The sequence below is a fragment of the Microcoleus sp. B13-B6 genome, assembly GCF_036705405.1.
GTDB lineage: Bacteria > Cyanobacteriota > Cyanobacteriia > Cyanobacteriales > Microcoleaceae > Microcoleus.
Window position 1 is genome coordinate 1 of the sequence record NZ_JAUBUJ010000088.1, and the last position, 19,389, is coordinate 19,389.

A 19,389-nucleotide genomic window follows, 5' to 3' on the forward strand; every position below is an offset into this window, starting at 1 on the left:
GATAATGTACTGTTTGATTTTGTGGCTTCGGGGTCGAATCAACCTGTTTTGGACAAGCGGTATTTTTACGGGACTGGTGTTGACCAAGTGTTGGCGCAGGAGAGTGCTCAGGGGGGTGTTTTGTGGGCTTTGACTGACCAGTTGGGGACGGTTAAGGATTTTGTGGATAATAGTGGGAGTGTGGCGAATCATGTGAGGTATGATTCGTTTGGTGGGGTTGTTTCTCAGTCGAATTCTGCGTTTGGTAGTCGGTATGGGTTTACGGGGCGGGAGTTGGATGCTGAAACTGGGTTGTATTATTATCGGAGTCGGTATTATAATCCGGAGATAGGACGGTTTATTGGGGAGGATTCTGTTGGGTTTGGTGGTGGGGATGCTAATCTTTATCGGTATGTGAAAAATAGTCCTGTTGATTCAACTGATCCCCTTGGTCATTCGGGGAAAGTAATAGATCAGCTTCGACGGATCAGTTATAATGTCGGCAGTGCAACTAAAAACACCAACAATATCCAGGATGTTAAAAAAGATGTTGACAAAAACCCGTCTAATGTATCCATAACCAGTGATGAGACCATCGCTGTTATAGAACATTCTGGAAGTAGGACAGGGACAGATGCAAATCGAAAAAATCGCCAAAGCGTACTTGGTATTTTGCCGACAGATCATCAAGGACATATTGTATCAGCTTTATTGGGCGGCACGGGTGCATTGAATAACGTGTTTGCCCAGAACGGATGGGTAAACTCCAACTCCAATAGTCCCTGGTATCAATTTGAATTACTGGTAGATACAACGCTCACACAAATGAAGCGCAATAAATGCTTAACGGAAGTGACTCTTTTTTATCAAGTCTCCCTGAAATATGAGCAACGTACTACTCCTAGAATTAGACCTACTTCATTAACCGCAAGGGCAACATTTTTTCCATCGGAAGCTAGCTTGACTCTACGCAATATCCCAAATCCAGCCGAGTTTCTTCCTCCTGCTCATAGGTTAACACTTCCACTGGAAAGACACGGGTTATAGAGTTAAATTCTTAGGGTAAATTTGAGTTTTCACTTGGCAGCAAACTAAGTACCCCCCTATGAGCCAATTCTCTCACCGAGTTCAAATTAACAAGTTAATTTCAAGCAAGATTTTGAGGGCATTATGCAAAAATGGCGATCGTTACTGGCACATCTAGAAGTATTTGATGAGCGAGGAGAGTGCTTAAGTGAACAAGAGATGCTGGAATTTGAAACAAAAAATAATATTAAGTTACCCAAAGATTATAAGATTTTCTCTCAAATTTTTGGCAGCGGAACATTGGGTAACATGATTAACATCTACAGTCCTATATACTCTCATTGTTTTCATCAATTTTCGCTGGAAACTATTCACTATGAAATTACATATCATCAGTTGTATTCCTTAGAAGAACTTGAAAAAGATATGACTTTAGAATCAATAGCAGATTTACTTAAAGGGGCTTTTGTGTTTGGGGAGGATTGCGCGGCACGCATAGCTATTTTCGATCTTAGAACTTATAGTGAGTCTGACTATAGTTGCGATATTTACTGGCTGAAGTGCCCTGAGTTTGATGGAGAAATTTACCGTATAGGTCGTGATTTTTTTGAATTCGTGTGTGATTTTTGCCTGGGAACAAAATCTTATGAAATTTTACCCATATCTATTTGTCCAGACCCTTCCTGTCTAGTCCATACCTTTACTTGTTTCTCGACTATCGACGAAGAAAAAGATATACTATCATCTGCAAATATTCAAGAAGAGCCTAATTTTTTATGCGAACCATACGAATTTGTATTTAGAGAAAGTTCGGACTCAGACGAAGACGAATTCATGAAAAGTTATGACTTAGACGAATTGAGAGAAAGTTCAGAACCTTCTGAACATACTTTATTTATGTGGAAAGAGAGATTGATTGAAGACTTTACACATTTGCATTTACCTTCAGAGTATACTTGGAATTATTTCAATCGCGATCGAGAACGGGAGCGTGAGGAAGAAGATCGACAAATCCTACTAAAAGCCATTCAAAATAACAATCGCTATGCTTTATTTCGTTATATAGAAACATTTAGAGGTCACTCAGATTCAGTTTATTCTATTACTTTTACTCCTGATGGACAAACCCTAGCTAGTGGCGGAGCCGATGGCACTATCAAAATCTGGAACTTGAATACTGGGCAAGGAATTTGCACTCTTACAGAACATACAGATGCAGTGGTTTCATTAATCGCAAGTCCAGATGGAAAAACCTTGCTCAGTGGTAGTGCTGACACTACCATTAAAATTTGGAATCTGAGCACGAGTCAAGTTATCCGCACCCTAACAGGTCATACTTGTTCCGTACTTTGCCTTGCGATTAGTCCAGACGGTACACGCTTAGCTAGCGGTGCGGCCGACAACACTATTATAGTTTGGGATCTCAATACTTATCAGGTGATACATACTCTTAGCGGTCACAGTCATACTGTCTTAAGTGTTGCTATTAGCCCTGATGAGAAAACCTTAGCTAGTGCTAGCGCTGATACTTATATTAAGTTATGGGATTTGGACTCTGGAACAGAAATTCGCACTTTAGAGGCTAACTGCGGTCTAGTCTTTGCCGTGCGTTTTCATCCTTCAGGACAAATGCTTGCTAGCGTTCACGAACAAGACAAAAGTATCAAATTTTGGCATCCCGCAACTGGGAAACTTATCCGCACTATGTCAACCGAGGTAGAAATTGTATCGGCTACAATTAGTCCAGATTGGACAACTTTGGCAGGCGGGGGTGGCGATACTAATTATCTAATAGGTTTGTGGGATTTAGAGAAAGTAACAGGGATTACTTATTTTAGTAGTGGTGGTCAAATCGATCATAAGGGCTGTGTTTATTGTGTTGTTTTTAGTCCCGACGGGCAAACACTTGCTAGTGGAAGTAAAGACACTACTGTCAAACTTTGGGGGGTTCCACCGCCTATTAAGATTGAGTGATGGAAAGTAATATTAAGTGAAAATGCGCTCGCCCCAGATCCCTCTCAAAAAAATGCTTAAAGTCAATTTATCTCAACAAGTGCTAACATTTATTTAACGATAAAACCTAGATTAAAACTTCTGCATAAAAACATCAAAACTGTTTACCGAAAGCTCGATCGCTCTCCAACTGCTTGAAATTCCCAATGACCTCCTCAATCTCCATCATTACCACCACCTACAACCGAGAACAATACCTCAGCGCCGCCATAGAAAGCGTTCTCGCCCAAACCTACCCCAACTTTGAACTGATAATTTGGGACGACGGTTCCACAGACTCCAGTCTCACTATCGCCCGCAAATACGCACAGCAAGACACCCGAATTCAAGTAATCGCCGCCCCCCACCAAGGCCGAGGAATAGCCCTCAAAGCGGCTCACACAATGTGCAAAGGAACATACACTGGCTGGGTAGACAGCGACGACTTGCTCGCACCCACCGCCCTCGAAGAAACCGCAGCCGTATTAGACGCACAACCAGAAATCGGAGTAGTCTACACGGACTATCTAATGATTAATGAAAAAACTCAAGTAAAAGGACTAGGACACCGCAGCCAAATACCCTACTCTCCAGATAGGCTGTTAGTAGACTTTATGACCTTCCACTTTCGCTTATTTCGCCACCACTTATACGATCGCATAGGTGGCATCAACTCCGAATTTAACCGCGCTGAAGATTACGACTTTTGCTTGCGAATCTCAGAAATCGCTCAATTTTACCACCTCAAGAAACCCCTTTACTACTACCGGCAACATTCGCTGCATACAGTTCAACAGCAACTAGACCAAATTCTTGAATCTCAGTCAGCTATTGCACAAGCGCTTCAAAGACGCGGATTGAGCGAAAGATTTGAATTAGAAGTAGATATCGTCAGTCGATTTTTTCTGTACAAACGCCAGCCCAAAGAAATAGGTTAAGCAGGACTAAGTTATCTTTAGTTAGTATAAAGTGCAACGTGCATCGCCCTTATCATCAATTCTTCAATCCAAAATCCCAAATCTAAAATCTAAAATCGCTTGTATGACTCCCATCTCCATTGTCATGACTGTCTACAACCGAGAACGTTATCTCAAAGCTGCCATAGAAAGCGTTCTCTCCCAAACTTACCCTAACTTTGAACTCATAATTTGGGACGACGGTTCCACAGACAACTCTCTCAACATAGCCCGCAACTACGCCAAACTTGACCCCAGAATCAAAGTCCTCGCCGCCGAACACCGAGGCTCCGGCTATTCCCTAATGGCCGCCATTAGAGAAGCCGCATTTCCTTACTTTGGCTGCGTGGATAGCGACGATTTGCTCGCCCCCAAAGCACTAGCAGAAACAGTTCCTATTTTAGATGCAAATCCTCAAGTAGGAGTTGTTTATACCAACTATTTACTCATCGACGAAAACGACTGCGTTGGCGGCGAAGGCCCTCTCTGCAAAATCCCCTATTCGCCAGAGCAACTGTTAGTAGATCCCATCGTTTTTCACTTTCGCTTAATCCGCCGTTCGGCTTACAATAATTGTGGCGGTGTTGACCCAAAATTTGCCAGTGCTGTCGATTACGAATTGTGCCTGCGGCTGAGTGAAGTTACAGAAATTAGAAAAATCAACAAACCGCTTTATTATTACCGCATCCACCAGCAAACCGTTTCTCGCCAGCATCGGGCCGAGCAAATAATATTATGCCGCACCGCTGTCGAACAGGCGCTTCAACGTCGCGGACTTGCTGACAAATTGGAGTTGGGAGTAGAACTTGTCGGTCAATTTCGCTTGCGACCGAAGCAAGTTAAGGATAAAATAGATAGGAGCAAGTTTTCGACCGCGGATGCTAATTCACCCAACAGCCAGTCAAGCATTTTTTTGGGCGCGAACGCTAATTCACCCAGCAACAAATCGACCGTATCAAGTCCGATTTTTGTAATAGGAGCCGAACGTTCGGGGACAACTCTCCTGCGTTTAATGCTAACAGCACATCCAGATATCTGCATTCCCCCTGAAAGTCTGTTCTTTGTGGCCCTAGAGTCAAAATACGGTGCGACCAAAGACTTGCTGCCTCAAATCGAAGATTTTTTAAATGACCTTTACAACAACAATTTTCACAGGTTTGGGGAGTGGAATGTTGACCCACAGCTTTTATTAGATAGCTTGACAAATAACAAGCAATTGAGTTACGCTCAAGCAGTTTCTACAGTTTATCGAACTTACCGCCAGCAGTTTGACCCGACAGCTTCGATTTGGGGAGACAAAAATCCTTTTCACATTTATCAATTAGGAAAAATCAGGAGATATTTTCCGGGTGTTAAGGTGATTTTGATTGTGCGAGATTTTCGGGCTTGTTACAGTTCTATCAAAAAATTAGTAGCAAAAGAGCAAGAAAGGGGGGAAGTGTGGCCGGGGATAAAAACGATAGGGGGACTGACTCACCAGTGGAATCAAGTTGTTAAACTCATCGAAAAATACCATCAAAAATGGGAGCAATTTTATTTAGTTTCTTACGAAGATTTGGTAAGGGAACCGTCCGCACAGTTAGCAAAAATTTGCAAGTGGATCGGGGTAGATTTTCAGGAGTCAATGCTGGAATTTTATCAACAAAATGCTGCGTTAGGTTTAGTTCCGCCTAGCCAAATGGTGTGGCATCCAAATACTTTAGAGCCGGTTGGGGTAAAGGGAATTAATGCTTGGCAAGATGAGTTGAGTTTTTCAGAGTTGGAAACTATTGAGTTGATGAATTGGAAAAACTTGGAAAAGCTTGGATATAAATGTACTTCATTATTTTAACAGGCAAGTTGATGGGCGATCGTTCAGGGCGATCGCTCTGCTGTTCCGAGTTCGATAGTCCTGGACGCATTGTAACGGTGTTGCAAGGATTTGAGATTCCGAGTTTACGCGGCACGACGGAGTGAAGGGCAACACTTGTGAATGACATAATTAGGTAGAAGCGTGCGTAAATCCTGTTCGCTCGCAAAAATTGCGGATTGGTGAATATACAAAGTTAAAACAATTAACCAAAGCTTATCTTTCCGCTAACCAGACGATTACCAAGCCTTTACCTTCGTGAGCTAGAGTGACATCCATAGGTCTCAAACCACTGTTTTTTAGCTGGAAAAAAGAGATATGCCACTAACTTCCAAAGCACTTTTAGTAGAAATCCAGCATAACACAGGAGCGACTCGAAACTTGCATTTTTATGCCAAGGGCGAAACCATTCCTATGATGTCGCATGGCCTTTGGCGAGTCTGTCAAGGTCTAGCACAACTGAGTACGCTTTATCCAACCGGAGAAGAAGGACTTTTGGGTTGGGTTGGGCCTTCGATGTGCTTCGGTTTGTGGTTGACAAGCTTGCAGACTTACCGAGCTACGGCGACATCAGATATTTATTTGATGTGGTATTCTATGGTGGAAATCGAAGCTTCTCCTCAATTGTCTCACGAGTTGCTGCCTCAAATGGTACGGCGGCTGCGGCAAATGGAAGCAATTTTGGCGATCGCCGGACAGCGACGAGTAGATGACCGTTTGTATCAGCTACTGCTATTATTGCAACAGGAATTCGGTCAGCCTGTGGTTGAGGGAACTCGTTTGAATATCCGCTTGACCCATCAAGATATTGCTAATGCAATTTGCACGACGCGGGTAACAGTAACTCGAATGCTGGGAAAATTGCAGCAGCAAGGGTTAATCAGTCGAGATGGATCTCGGCATTTAATTCTTAACAAAGGTGTTTTTGCGTCAACGTCTGATTTGTTTGGCTGCAACCCTCAAGCAGTGTAGAACCGACAGCAATTTGCATCTACACTTTTTTGCATCTACATAAAGTCTTCCAGTATTAGTTATCAAATCTCAGTGTATCAGAATTGTTTGTCTGGCTCTTCCTCTCCCTATCTACAGCCATACGTTTGCAGTTGGAAAAGATATAATTAAGCGGTGCATCTCTTTAGGACTAAACTCAATGGCTAACTCAACTCAAGAAACACCGCAACCAGACAAAAAAGAATTAACTCAGATCACAGCTAAACCTCAAGAACAACAAGAAGAACCGCCAAATAAGGGTGACGGGCGGAAATAGTCGAGCGTTAGTTTTTATCAGCTATTACTCGTTACCAGGATCTGCCTGGTAACGCAGATCCGGAGGCTCCGCCTCCAATTTGCCCCAGCAAGAGACGGGCGGAAATAGTCGAGCGTTAGTTTTTATCAGCTATTACTCGTTACCAGGATCTGCCTGGTAACGCAGATCCGGAGGCTCCGCCTCCAATTTGCCCCCGCAAGAATCGAGGCTCTTCCTCTGGGTATTGGCTCGCAGGCAGATCCTGGAAGTTAATCGGGTGTGTTTACTATTGACAAATTATTCAGTTTGTGTATTGCCGTTGTTCGATCGCAAATTCGGCTTTTCCGGCTTCCCTCTGCGTCCATCCAAAGAAACCACATCAGCCTCAGAACTCTCTCTAGCCACCCGAATCAGCAACCCTGACAACAACAAACTTGCCAACATCGAAGAACCCCCGTAACTAAAAAACGGCAGCGGCAAACCCGTAGTCGGCAAAACCCCCGTCGCCACCCCAATATTCAGCAGCGACTGTCCCACCATCACCACCATCACCCCAATCGCCACCAACTGACTCTCAATATTCCGGGCCCGCGTCGCCACCCTCAAAGCCACAGTAGAGTAAGCCGCCAACATCAGCAACAGCGAGAAACCTCCCACCAAACCAAACTCCTCAGCAAACACAGCAAAAATAAAATCGCTGTACTGAATCGGCAAATAAAATAACTTTTGCTGCGACATCCCCAAACCCACACCCCAAATGCCCCCTGAACCGACAGCCAGCAGACTTTGAATCAACTGATAGCCGTCTTGCATCGGGTCAGCCCAAGGATTGAGAAAAGACATAATCCGGCGGCGCTGATATTCCCTCAAACTAATACTTAAAACCGCTAAAAGCATTCCCCCCATAGCCGTTGCGCCCAACTGCAAGTAAGGCAAGCCCGCAGCCAAAGCCACCAACCACAAAGTCATCCCGCACAAAGCCGTGGTACTTAAATTCGGCTGCAACAAAATTCCCAAAAGCATTGCACCGAAAATTAACAGCCAAGTTAAGCGAACTTTATTCGTCAACCGGGACCAGTTGCCGAAAATGCGGGCGCTTTGGAGAACAAAAAACGGCTTGATCAACTCAGAAGGTTGAATAATCGGAACCGGGCCCAAAGATATCCAGCGAGTCGCCCCGTTTATAGTGGTTCCCACCCCCGGAACTAAGGTCAGCCACAGCAATCCCAGCAGCAACAAAACGCCTAACTGAGCTGTTTTCAGCAGGTACCGCAGGGGGGAGTATACCATCAAGTTAAAACCTGCCAGCCCGATCGCCACTGCGATTAGCTGTCGTTTAAAATAATAAAGGCCGTCTCCAAATTCATAATTTGCAATGGGATAGGAAGCCGAAAACAATGCTGTCAGCCCGACAAACAGCCACAGAAAAGTCAGCCACCTCAGCCACCGAGCCTCAGCGGCCCATTGAGAGGCGCTGGGGTCAAAAAAGGGAATCAAGCGTCGAATGTCATTAGCCATAGGATTTTAGAATGCTCTCAATAAACTCTAACAAAGATGGCTAAAGTACCAGATTGGTTAATTTACGCATTAATCTGTTCGCTATTATATGGTTTGTGGGGATTTTTTGGCAATTTAGCGACTAAATATATTGACTACAAAACAGCTTTTGTTTATGAAGCAATTGGCGCTATCTTAACTACTTTATTTATTATTATCAAAACTAATAATTTTAGTTTTGAGGGAGATGTTAGGGGAATTTTGTTTGCCATGTTAGTTGGCGTTTGTGGCACTGTGGCCTCATTAGTATTTTTTATAGCCCTTGGCAAAGGTGAAGTTGCCAATGTAGTGAGTGTTACGTCTATCTACCCGCTGATTACTATATTATTATCGTCTTTATTCTTGAAAGAGGCTATTACGTTACCACAAATGCTTGCTGTTTTGTTAGCGATAATCGCAGTTATACTGTCTTCTTATTGAAATATTTGTCAATGATGAGATTAACAACGCTGGACATTCTTCCTTCTACTAGAGGAATCCTAAATGATTCAGATAAATTTGTAGGGGTAGTGCTAAGAGTGCCTACCCCCTATCTATCGGGCAACCACGGGGGATTGCCCCTACAATAATTATGCAAATGATGCGAGGATTGCTATATAACAACAAAAAAGAGGTCATCGCGACCTCTTACCCCTCTACTAATCCAGCTTCGGCTCTTAAAGTAAACCTGTATTAGCTCCGGGCTTACCGGTAGCCAGTTGCACTTTAATAATTCTGCCGCCCATTTTCATAATTCTTTGCTGTTCCCGGAACCAGTTGTCGTAAGGAACGAGCTTAGTAAAATAGGTATTTTGCAATTCGCGCTGAGTGCGGATGCGAGTTTGACTTGGGACGCAAGCAGTCACCTTAAACATTCTCATGGGAAACTAACTCCTGAGTAGGTTTACAGATTATTAGATGGATTTTTTAAAGATTGAAGGCAGGGAGTTAGGAGTCAAAACTAGCTCGTTAAAACTCGTCGGGCTTTCTCGACAAGCCTTTGACGGTCTAGCAATCACTCTCAACTTCCCTGACCTCTTTTCAAAGTCAAAGGTAAAAAGTCCAAAGTAAAAAGTAAAAAGTTAAAAGAGGCAAGAAATAAATCTTCTTCCTTCTTCCGACTTCCATCGGACTGAAATCTGTTACATCCGTTACATCCGTTACATCCGTTACAGAATCCGTTGCCGAACTTCCTTCTTCCTTCTTCCTTCTTCCTGAGTCTTAGCTCAAGCCAGAGCAGATGTAGTCGAAATAGACGCCCATTTCTTTACCAGCGTCAGAACCGACCAAACCGGCGGTGACTTCTTTCATTGCTTGGATTGCTTGTACGGTAGAACCGATGGGCACGCCCAAGGAGTTGTAGGTTTCTTTCAAACCGTTGAGCACGCGCTCATCGAGGATGGAAGGGTCGCCAGCCAACATAGCGTAGGTGGCATAGCGCAGGTAGTAGTCCAAGTCGCGGATGCAAGCTGCATAACGACGAGTGGTGTACATATTGCCGCCGGGACGAGTTACATCAGAGTACAACAGAGACTTAGCAACTGCTTCTTTGACGATTGTGGCTGCATTAGCGCTGATGGCGGTAGCGGCGCGGACGCGCAGTTCGCCAGAAGCAAAGTAGTTCTTGAGCTTGTCTAGAGCGCTGATGTCGAGGTACTTACCTTGAACGTCAGAGGAATTGATAACGGCGGTAATTGCGTCTTGCATGGTTGTCTTGTTTCCTAGAAAGTGGCTGAGTCAGTCCAATTTTGGAGCGAGAATTTGGGATTTGGGATTTGGGATTTGAGATTTTTAAGTAGACGCTTATCTGCAAAAGCTTGTAGCTTGTTACCAGTAACGCCCAATTTTTCAATCTAAAATCGAAAACCTAAAATCGAAATTCCTTACTGCATCGCACCGATAACGTAGTCGAAGTAGGAGGAAGCTTCGGAAGCATCTTCTCCAGACAGCAGCGAGCTTGCTGCATTTTTCATAGCGCGAACGCCTTCGGCGACGGCTTCAATCGGGGTGCCGAGAGATTTGTACATTTCGCGGACGCCGACAATACCGATTTCTTCGATCGGAGTAATGTCGCCAGCTACGATTCCGTAGGTAATCAAACGCAGGTAGTAGTCCATGTCGCGCAAGCAAGTTGCGGTCATTTCTTCGCCGTAAGCGTTGCCGCCGGGAGAAACAATATCAGGGCGTTTTTGGAAAAGTTGGTCGCCTGCTTGTTTGACGATGCGTTCGCGGGATTCGCTCAAAATTTGGGCGATGCGGACGCGGCGTTCACCAGAGGTGACGAAGCTTTTGATCCGATCTAATTCACCTGGGCTCAAGTAGCGAGCTTCGGCGTCTGCGTTGACGATTGATTTGGTGACGATACTCATCTTGTGTGTACCCGCTGGATATTTTGCAATTGCGAACTGCTCCGCGCTGAGCTAGCGACGGCGGGCGCTTGCATCCCTTACCTTTCATGCTCAGGCAGGAGCTTTGACTCCGAAGGTCGGACTTTCCACAGCCAGCAACTGTTGAAGTTGTTGGGGGGCGGCTGCCTTCGGTGTTTGACGGCGCTTGTTCTTCACACCGGTGCGCTTGTGAGTGCCCGCACTAAGCCTGTCGCTTACAATACCATAAATGACTGATGCGATCTTTAATTTATGATAAAGATTGCAGCAGGCCACTTAGTGGCGATCGAGTGACTGTCGGACAGTTAGTAAGGATATTGCTCCTCGGACGCAACTACCTCTCGCAAGTATTTTGAGGCATTATGTTCACATTCTGAGTGTTACTGTAATAGTTTGTAACATTCCTTTTCATATTTGGGCCCTCGCTTGGGTCGGAAAAGTTAAAATTTCCCCGTTAAAAAATTGCTAAAATTATCTTGCAGCAATGGTTACAGGCGATATAGGCCTCGCGAGGGAGTTGTGACGGGCGAGGGCGCGAGGTTCAAAGGCTTGGCCCTGAGATGGAGGGAAGCGGGAGATGGGGGGAGACAGCGCGGAGACAGGGGCCAGATGTGCGATCGTCTCACATCTTGCACCATTCTCAATCAGTCTTGGACGGGCGGGATCTCTTGCCCAAGGCGTGTCAACTTAAGGTAAAACCGATAGTCCGTCAGGGGTTGAAACCCCTGCCTCAAAGCGAAAGTCCTCGCTTCCGAGGACTAATGAATGATTCAGTCCTCTTTTAGAGGACTTTCGCTATTAGACAGGGAATTCATTCCCTGGCGGACTGCCGGGTGAGCGGGAGGACTGGCGGACTAAAAGCTTAAGTTGACACCAATGTTTCCTACCCAACCCCTACTCCCCGCAAGAACACTCACTCTTTGTGTTTGTGGAACAGGCATCTTGCCTGTTCTCGATCGCGATGCCAGATATAAAATTATCGGAAATCATAACTTTCGAGCTTGTAGCTAGATTTGACTCTCACTTTAAATCTGGTGCGCCGTGAAAAGAAATCTATCAGCCCTTAAAAAAGCTTTACAGTTTGGCATTAGCGGTGCAGTCGGCGGTTTCGTCGGCAATCTAATCACCGAACCTTTCATGCAGCGACTCCCTGGTTCGGAATCTTTTTTTGACAGTGCTTTTTTTGACAGTGCTTTTTTTGACAGTGTATTGTCCACAGGTCGCTGGTTTGGGCTCGTAGGCGGTGGTATTGCTACGGCTATCATGTTCGGCTATTATTTCTATATCAAAGGCAAGCCTCAAATTAAACAAGCTTTAAAAAATGGCGGATTGTTTGGTTTAATTGCAGGAGCCATTTCTGGGGCGATCGCCGAAGGTATTTACAGCGGAATTGGCGACGGAAACAACGAATTATTGCGAGTCATTTGCTGGGGAATAGCTGGCAGTTTGTTAGGACTTGGACTTGCACAGCGGATTCCTAATTTGGGGGCGCTTCGCGGCATGGGAGGCGGCGGTGTTGGGGGCGTGTTGGGCGGCTGTTTGTTTATTCTGTTTGCTTACAATTTATCCGGTACCGCGGGTCGTTTAGCTGGCTGTGCTGCGATCGGTTTTTGGATTGGCATCATGTTGGTTGTAGCTGAAACTTTGTTCAACAAAGCTTGGCTGGTAATTAGTTACGATACCGGAGCAAATCGCACTCTCACTCTGGGCTCGGAACCCGTGACTTTTGGCAGTGATGAAAATTTGTCTATTATCTGCATTCCTAATGTTTCGCCCTTGGCGATGCGGTTTGAATTGGAAGCAGGTCAAATTGTTTGCGAGAATGTTGATAGCGGGGCGGTGAGTTATTTGCGATCGGGCGACCAAAAGAAAATCGGCAACTGTACAATTACAGTAGGAAACTCTGACTTGCCAGCCCCAACACCGACAAATCTTCCGCCTACCTTTATATCAGATCAGCCCGCAGTAAATTCTTTTACCAGCGGTCAATTTTCCCTGAAATTAGGAAGTCGAGTTATTCCTCTGACTGCGGGAACTCAACTATTCACCTCTGACATACCGAGTTTAACAGCCGCAGCATCTAACGGTCTTGTAGCTATAGTGACTTCTCGATCGAGAAACGAGCTTTCGTTAGGATTGACCAATTTGTCCGATCGCGCTTGGTGGGCTACAGACATTCAAGGCGATATAAAAATGGTAGAACCTGAAAGTACCCTAACTTTGGCGTTGGGAACTCAAATCGAATTCGGTGAAATTGACGGCGAGATTGTGTAAGTAAGTGAGTACAAACTCATCGAATAAAATCATTTACAATCAGCCTTTCCTGGGCGGGCTCTCCGGCCCAACCCCTACTCCCCACAAGAAAATTTAGTCGGTGTGGAACGGGCATCTTGCCCGTTCTTAACAGGATATCCGGCCCACCGCACAAAAAAATTTCCTCTTTGTGGAACGGGCAAGATGCCCGTTCTTAACAGGATATCCGGCCCACCGCACAAAAAAATTTCCTCTTTGTGGAACGGGCATCTTGCCCGTTCCTAACAATAATTCAAGCAGAACTGCCACTAACTCCATTAATTACCGCCGCACCAATCAAATGAGCCAAACGCAAAGCTTCAGGAACTTTACCCGTGTCTGTCAAACGCTGGAGCACCCTCGCTATTACTTCTGGTTGTTCGCCGCAAACTTGAAAAAAGAAAGGTTCAAAAGCGTAAATTTTTCCGGCGCGGCGCAACAATTCTAAACGGTATTCCGAGTCGGGTAAATGGCGGAGGGCTTTTTCAACAGCAGCTAAATCTGGTTGGCGGCGCATGACAGCAACGCAAGGAATTTGCAGCCGCGATGCTAACTCAGGAAGGTCAATAATATTGAAGCCGCCGAAAGCAATTCCGTCTAGCAAAACCAGATGCAATTGCGGCAGAAATTTGCCTCCGAGGAGTAGCCCAGAAATAGCATCCGTGGCATCTAAGCCGTCTGGGAAAACTTGTCCCCACACCATTCCTTCAAATCGAGTTCCCCCGCAGACTATGCCCGCGATCGACACCAGGCTGCCGCTTGTCCGAGAAAACGGAGCATCGTCAAAGCCAATAACCTTAATTGTGCGATCGAGCCTCAGCAAATCTGCCAGTTTCAACTTGGGGAATTCCGTCAGCTAAAGTTTTTGACATTAATTTGACTTCTAGATATAGTATCATATACCTTAAAGACCTCATTACTAAAAATATTTTAGACAATTGACCAAAAAATACATAGCAGCGATCGACCAAGGAACCACCAGCACCAGATTTATCATATTCGATCGCCAGGGACAGATAATTTGTCGCAACCAACAAGAACACCAGCAAATCTATCCCCAACCAGGATGGGTGGAACACAATCCCGATGAAATTTGGCAGCGCACCCAAAGCGTGATTAAAAATGCCCTCGAAATCGGCAATATCGACCCGAAAGATATTGCTGCTCTCGGTATTACCAACCAGCGCGAAACTACAATTATTTGGGACAAAAAAACTGGCAAACCTTACGGTAATGCCATTGTTTGGCAAGATACCCGCACTCGCTTTATTTGCGATCAATTAGCTGAAGTTGAGGGCAAAGATAGATTTCAAAAACGATGCGGTTTGCCGCTGACAACTTATTTCAGCGGGCCGAAAATTAAGTGGATGCTGGACAATATTCCAGGATTGCGGGAAGCGGCAAATCAAGGGGATGCGATTTTTGGCAATGTCGATACTTTTCTGATTTGGCACCTGACTGGCGGCGCGCACATTACCGATGTTACCAACGCCAGCCGCACGATGCTGATGGATTTGCAAACCCTCGATTGGGATGCCGAAACTTTGGAAATAATGGCAATTCCCCGGCAGATGCTACCAGAAATTCGCCCTTCGAGTCAAGTTTTTGGAACTGCAAAAGGATTGCTTGCAGGTGTTCCGATTGCTGCTGCTTTGGGCGATCAGCAAGCCGCCCTCGTCGGGCAAACTTGTTTCAGTCCGGGGGAGGCGAAAAATACTTACGGTACGGGCTGTTTTATGCTGCTGAATACCGGTGAGGCGATCGTCCCTTCAAAGCAAGGATTACTAACAACAGTCGCCTACAAGATGGGGGAATCGCCCGCTGTGTATGCTTTGGAAGGCAGTATTGCGATCGCCGGAGCTTTAGTGCAGTGGCTGCGGGACAATTTGGGCATCATCAACACATCTGCGGAAGTAGAAACATTAGCAAATACAGTCGAAGATAGTGGCGGAGTTTACGTTGTCCCGGCATTTTCTGGACTCTACGCGCCCTATTGGAAAGACAGCGCGCGGGGAGTAATTGCAGGTTTAACTCGCTACGCGACTAAGGCACACATTGCCCGCGCAGTATTGGAAGCTACAGCGTGGCAAACGCGAGAAGTATTGGATGCGATGAATCAGGATTCGGGTGTGCAGCTTTTGTCTTTAAAAGTAGACGGAGGAATGGTGGGAAATCACACGCTGATGCAGTTTCAGAGCGATGTTTTGGGAGTGCCTGTGGTGCGGCCAGTGGTAGCAGAAACTACTGCACTCGGTGCTGCTTATGCGGCCGGTTTGGCGGTGGGTTTTTGGAGTCAGCTAGCCGAATTGCGGGACAATTGGGCGGTGGATTGTACTTGGGAACCGAAAATGCCGATCGCACTTCGCGAGCAAAAATATCGCTTTTGGAAAAAAGCAGTTTCCCGCACATTCGATTGGGAAGAATAAATCGCTGAGTTAAGTCCAAAATGCGTATTTAGTGATATCATTAAACCCAGCACTATTTTTTACCTGGCAAATAAATGATTTCACTAAATAACTTTAAAAAAATTCTCACCGCCTTTCTATTGATACTGACACTGGCATTTGTAGAAATCGCCACTAATTCCCAAATCGCCCTCGCAGATACAGCTACAAATCCCACAACCGCAGCCGAAGTATTCAGCACCAACTGTGCAGGCTGTCACATCAACGGCGGCAACATTATCAGGCGCGGCAAAAACTTGAAACAAAAAGCATTAAAAAAATACGGCATGGATTCCATCGCCAACATTTCCAACTTAGTAACCAACGGCAAAGGTATTATGCCCGCTTACAAAGATCGTTTGTCGGAACAACAAATTATCGATGTTTCAGCTTACGTGCTATCTCAAGCTGAAACCGATTGGAAATAGAACCTCGGTAGATTATTTATAGCTCAATACGCTTGGGTTAAAACTGTTTACTCCGAGGAGATCCCCCTAAATCCCCCTTAAAAAGGGGAGTAGGGGTTGACTTTGAGCAACTTCTTGTCCCCCCCTTTTTAAGGGGGGCTAGGGGGGATCTGGCTTAACTGAACGGTATTAATTTATAGCTTAGGCAATCTTGCCACAGACATCAGATATTTCTTTACCGCAGGTTGAAGCGCGAACAGAGTTTCACTTTCGGCTTGGACTGTTTCAATTAGCGATCGCCTTAAAAGCGATTCCAGCGCCTTCAGCAATTCTGAATCCCGATCTTGCTGAATATCGGAGTACAATTTTTCACAACCAACAGGCTTGACTTCTTTCGCCATGCAGTGTAATAGCTGGATTTCTAATCCTGATAAGCGATTAAACTGCCGAGATAACGTATCGCTATAATCTCCCAGAAACAGCCCATTTCTTAAAAACTTAGCAATGCTGTCCCCAAACATATCATGAATAGTTGTCGTTACTATTTTTAACGCTAAAGGATTGCCGCTGTATGCCTCTATCAATTCTGAGTATTGACCTTCTTCAGACAAACCCTTGTTTTTAAGGATTTCCACAGCCGCTTCTCCCAAGCTACCCAATTTCAATGACCGTACAGATTGATTTTGACCTTCTAACGCCGCAATTTCTTTAGGTTTTTCGCAGCTAGTCAACAGCAAGCAACTTTGATGCTGCGATTTTCCTACTTGTTTCAGAAATTCCGCATACACTTGATATCCTTCTCGATAATTTCCTGTTAACTCCTCAGTGCAGAAAACAGCTTCCCACTCATCTAAGATTATCAAACATCGACGCTTTTGTAAACACTGAATCAGGCGCTGGATACCATCAGCGATGATTGTCGGTTCTATTGCATTTGTGGAAGCGATTAGGTTCTCCAGGGAAAACTCAATCTGCGATCTCGCAGATTGAAAAATTTTTTTATCCTGAGTAATTAACTGCAATTTATCTAAATCGCTTTGCGGTTTATCAGATAAAAATTCGATTAAATTTACCAGAGTATCTGCCAACACAGGTGCATGACGGAGGTTAACCCAAATTAAGCACTCAAACTGGTGTTTAATCAGATTTGTTAGCTTAGATGTTAAAGCAGTTTTGCCAATGCCACCCATACCCAATACAGCAACTAAGCGGCAGTCTTCCTGTAAAATCCATTGTTCTAAGTTAGCAAGTTCTGTTGTGCGCCCGTAGAAGATAGACGTATCCACCGCCAGCCCCCATTCAGTTCGATTTTCGATGGGAGTTTGGGGAGTTTGAGTATAATTTCTCAATGTAGGAAGCAATGTTTCGCCACTACCCTTTTGTTGATAACCACGTATTTCTAGCATACTTGGGATTTCTTTCCAGTCTTTCGGTTGTTGCAGCGTCAAAACTTGAATGTAGCGATACAGCCCTCTCGATAAGTCTACTCTAATACCGGCACATTCGCGGTGGAGTGCGGCGGCGATTTCCACCGGACTATAATTGCAAAGCAATCCTCGCAGGTAAGTTTTTTCTAAAGGAGTGAGTCGCTGCTTTCTACTGCAAGTGTAATCTTGCTTGGCCGCTGTCAAGTCTGCATATAACTGTTCGAGATTCCAGCAAGCCGCAGCCTCTATAAACTTTTGTGCTGGTATTTGTAAAGGTTTATTTTGGTAGGTCATTTATACTCACAAGCAGAAGCACAGTCATAATTATTGATAATTTTACCAGCTTAAGGGTCTAACTTTCTGCCTATTTTTACGGGTGTGTGAGGAAAATTCAGCTACAACCTTTTAAATATTACAAGACTTACCAGAAAGAATTAGTTTAAAGCCCCAAGCCCGATCGGGAGAAATTAAAAGAAGACTATTCATTACTCCAATCCTCATCTTTCCAGGTAGAGGTCGCTGTCCCAGGTCAACTATCAACTGTCAACTGAATGAAGCCATCCGACTCCTGGAAGCCGGGTTTTTTACCGAATCTATGAGCCCGCTTGAAGTATTTTCTTAAAAAACCCGGTTTCCGATCCCCCATGCGTAAGTCCTATATTAAAAAGATAATTTTTAACCTAGTGTCCTCACAAAAATACCTAATAAAAATACTAATAGCTCTTAGGTAACTTATCGGTATTGAGTGTTTTATAAATGTAGCAGGTAGGATTTTATAACACCTGCTATCAGAAAAGTTAAGAGGACAGTTTAAATGGCATCAGTTCAAGTGACAAATCAGTTAACTACAACTGACAAGGATATCCCGACTCCTAATCCTAACGATGGTCCTGCAAGAACTCGCGCTAAAGATTACCTCTTAGAGGTAGAGTTAGTTAATCAGCCTATATCAATCGATCTTTTTAAAGATCTAAGCACTAGCTTCGACCCTTACTTGCAAGTCTTTCAGGTACCCAAAGGCAACACGGGTGCGAATGTCACTGATACGGGTCTTCTTATTGCTCAGGTTGATGATGGCGGCAGCGGCGTCAACTCAAAAATACCGAGTCCTGTTGTCCAATACTCCAATGGTGCTGGTCCCACGACGCTTACAAGTCTGCCTGGTGTGGACTATGTAGTCCGCGTGACTAGCAGGAATACGTTAACACAACTTCCTCAGCCTTTCACATTACAGGTTGCAACTCCCAGTGGGAGTGTCACCTTGAAAGACCCTATAACAGGTGCGCCTGTAAATCCAGCAGGCAGTACTGGCATTCCCGTCGCGCGTTTCTTTGACAAGACGGCAGGAGGGCATTTTTATACTACAGACCAGATAGAGAAAAGTGACCGACTAACCAACTTTGCTCGTTTCCAGAGTGAAGGCGATGAATTTAAGGCTCCAGGCGACGGTAACGCAAAGGTTCAACGCTTCTTAAATACGGCATCAGGAACCTATTTCTTTACTAATAAACCTGGTGAGATACAGTTTGTTCGCACCTTACCCCAGTTCCGCGATCAGGGGGAGGTTTTCAATTCATATAGCACCGCAGTTCCGGGTGCAATACCCATCTATCGTTTTACCAACCTGGCGAGGGAACGGGAAAATTCGCTAAATATTACACACTTTTTCACAGCAAGCGCAGAGCAGCGGCGGGCGGTACAGGCGAGGTCAGATTTCCGGGATGAGGGGGTTGCTTTTTATGCTCTTCCCGCCTAAGCAGGCAGTTGGATTCATCTAGGTTTAAAATGAGTAGTAGGGTGCCTGCGACGTACCCTACTTTTTTATCTATTAAACTTTTGGGTAACAAG

Annotated in this window: 18 protein-coding genes; 12 read left to right on the top strand and 6 right to left on the bottom strand. The window is 45.0% G+C overall.

What is annotated here, in order from left to right; all coding sequences use genetic code 11:
- The 6 genes from QUB35_RS29325 to QUB35_RS29350 form a co-directional block, all read left to right on the top strand.
- Positions 1-1,026: RHS repeat-associated core domain-containing protein (locus QUB35_RS29325; RefSeq protein ID WP_333145162.1), on the top strand; the 1,026-nt coding region annotated here is incomplete at its 5' end.
- 123 nt (positions 1,027-1,149) lie between these two features.
- Entirely contained in the window at positions 1,150-2,979 is a 1,830-nt protein-coding gene (locus QUB35_RS29330; RefSeq protein WP_333145163.1) for a WD40 domain-containing protein, read from the top strand.
- Between the two features lie 185 nt (positions 2,980-3,164).
- Positions 3,165-3,935 (top strand): glycosyltransferase, encoded by a 771-nt coding sequence (locus QUB35_RS29335; protein WP_333145164.1) that lies wholly within the window; start codon positions 3,165-3,167, stop codon positions 3,933-3,935.
- A 103-nt stretch (positions 3,936-4,038) separates the two neighbouring features.
- Positions 4,039-5,784 (top strand): sulfotransferase, encoded by a 1,746-nt coding sequence (locus QUB35_RS29340; protein WP_333145165.1) that lies wholly within the window; start codon positions 4,039-4,041, stop codon positions 5,782-5,784.
- On the top strand, positions 5,766-5,909 hold the full coding sequence (locus QUB35_RS29345) for a hypothetical protein (protein ID WP_333145166.1): 144 nt from the start codon (positions 5,766-5,768) through the stop codon (positions 5,907-5,909). The genes QUB35_RS29340 and QUB35_RS29345 overlap by 19 nt, the downstream gene beginning before the upstream one ends.
- A gap of 211 nt (positions 5,910-6,120) precedes the next feature.
- Positions 6,121-6,774 carry a Crp/Fnr family transcriptional regulator gene (locus QUB35_RS29350; protein ID WP_333145167.1) on the top strand — a complete coding sequence of 218 codons (654 nt, stop codon included), beginning with the start codon at positions 6,121-6,123 and terminating at the stop codon, positions 6,772-6,774.
- 571 nt (positions 6,775-7,345) lie between these two features.
- Here the strand turns inward: QUB35_RS29350 and QUB35_RS29355 are convergent.
- Positions 7,346-8,566, bottom strand: a complete 1,221-nt coding sequence (locus tag QUB35_RS29355; RefSeq protein WP_333145169.1) for an FtsW/RodA/SpoVE family cell cycle protein — start codon at positions 8,564-8,566, stop codon at positions 7,346-7,348.
- Between the two features lie 36 nt (positions 8,567-8,602).
- Between QUB35_RS29355 and QUB35_RS29360 the strand changes: the two genes are divergently transcribed.
- Positions 8,603-9,025: an EamA family transporter gene (locus QUB35_RS29360; protein ID WP_333145170.1), complete on the top strand. Its 423-nt coding sequence runs from the start codon at positions 8,603-8,605 to the stop codon at positions 9,023-9,025.
- Between the two features lie 236 nt (positions 9,026-9,261).
- Here the strand turns inward: QUB35_RS29360 and QUB35_RS29365 are convergent, their stop codons facing one another.
- From QUB35_RS29365 to apcA, 3 genes are all read right to left on the bottom strand, one after another.
- The gene (locus QUB35_RS29365) at positions 9,262-9,465 is read right to left on the bottom strand and encodes a phycobilisome linker polypeptide (protein WP_006634929.1); all 204 of its coding nucleotides are present in this window, start codon (positions 9,463-9,465) and stop codon (positions 9,262-9,264) included.
- A gap of 340 nt (positions 9,466-9,805) precedes the next feature.
- The gene (gene apcB, locus QUB35_RS29370; RefSeq protein WP_006634930.1) at positions 9,806-10,291 is read right to left on the bottom strand and encodes an allophycocyanin subunit beta; all 486 of its coding nucleotides are present in this window, start codon (positions 10,289-10,291) and stop codon (positions 9,806-9,808) included.
- Between the two features lie 176 nt (positions 10,292-10,467).
- Entirely contained in the window at positions 10,468-10,953 is a 486-nt protein-coding gene (gene apcA / locus QUB35_RS29375) for an allophycocyanin subunit alpha (protein WP_333036136.1), read from the bottom strand.
- Positions 10,954-11,847: 894 nt separating this feature from the next.
- On the opposite strand from apcA, the gene QUB35_RS29380 reads away from it, so the two are divergent.
- Both QUB35_RS29380 and QUB35_RS29385 read left to right on the top strand, forming a co-directional pair.
- Complete coding sequence (locus QUB35_RS29380; RefSeq protein ID WP_333145171.1) at positions 11,848-11,982, top strand: hypothetical protein; 135 nt, start codon at positions 11,848-11,850, stop codon at positions 11,980-11,982.
- A gap of 30 nt (positions 11,983-12,012) precedes the next feature.
- The gene (locus QUB35_RS29385) at positions 12,013-13,245 is read left to right on the top strand and encodes a hypothetical protein (protein WP_333145172.1); all 1,233 of its coding nucleotides are present in this window, start codon (positions 12,013-12,015) and stop codon (positions 13,243-13,245) included.
- A 271-nt stretch (positions 13,246-13,516) separates the two neighbouring features.
- Here QUB35_RS29385 and QUB35_RS29390 read toward each other — a convergent pair whose 3' ends face one another.
- Entirely contained in the window at positions 13,517-14,101 is a 585-nt protein-coding gene (locus QUB35_RS29390) for an endonuclease dU (protein ID WP_333145173.1), read from the bottom strand.
- Between the two features lie 100 nt (positions 14,102-14,201).
- On the opposite strand from QUB35_RS29390, the gene glpK reads away from it, so the two are divergent.
- Both glpK and QUB35_RS29400 read left to right on the top strand, forming a co-directional pair.
- Positions 14,202-15,689 (top strand): glycerol kinase GlpK, encoded by a 1,488-nt coding sequence (glpK, locus tag QUB35_RS29395; RefSeq protein ID WP_333145174.1) that lies wholly within the window; start codon positions 14,202-14,204, stop codon positions 15,687-15,689.
- 74 nt (positions 15,690-15,763) lie between these two features.
- The gene (locus tag QUB35_RS29400) at positions 15,764-16,135 is read left to right on the top strand and encodes a c-type cytochrome (protein ID WP_333145175.1); all 372 of its coding nucleotides are present in this window, start codon (positions 15,764-15,766) and stop codon (positions 16,133-16,135) included.
- Positions 16,136-16,308: 173 nt separating this feature from the next.
- On the opposite strand, the gene QUB35_RS29405 is transcribed toward QUB35_RS29400, so the two are convergent.
- Complete coding sequence (locus QUB35_RS29405; protein WP_333145176.1) at positions 16,309-17,835, bottom strand: NB-ARC domain-containing protein; 1,527 nt, start codon at positions 17,833-17,835, stop codon at positions 16,309-16,311.
- A 520-nt stretch (positions 17,836-18,355) separates the two neighbouring features.
- Between QUB35_RS29405 and QUB35_RS29410 the strand changes: the two genes are divergently transcribed.
- Complete coding sequence (locus QUB35_RS29410; protein WP_333145177.1) at positions 18,356-19,297, top strand: hypothetical protein; 942 nt, start codon at positions 18,356-18,358, stop codon at positions 19,295-19,297.
- The last annotated feature ends 92 nt before the right edge of the window (positions 19,298-19,389 follow it).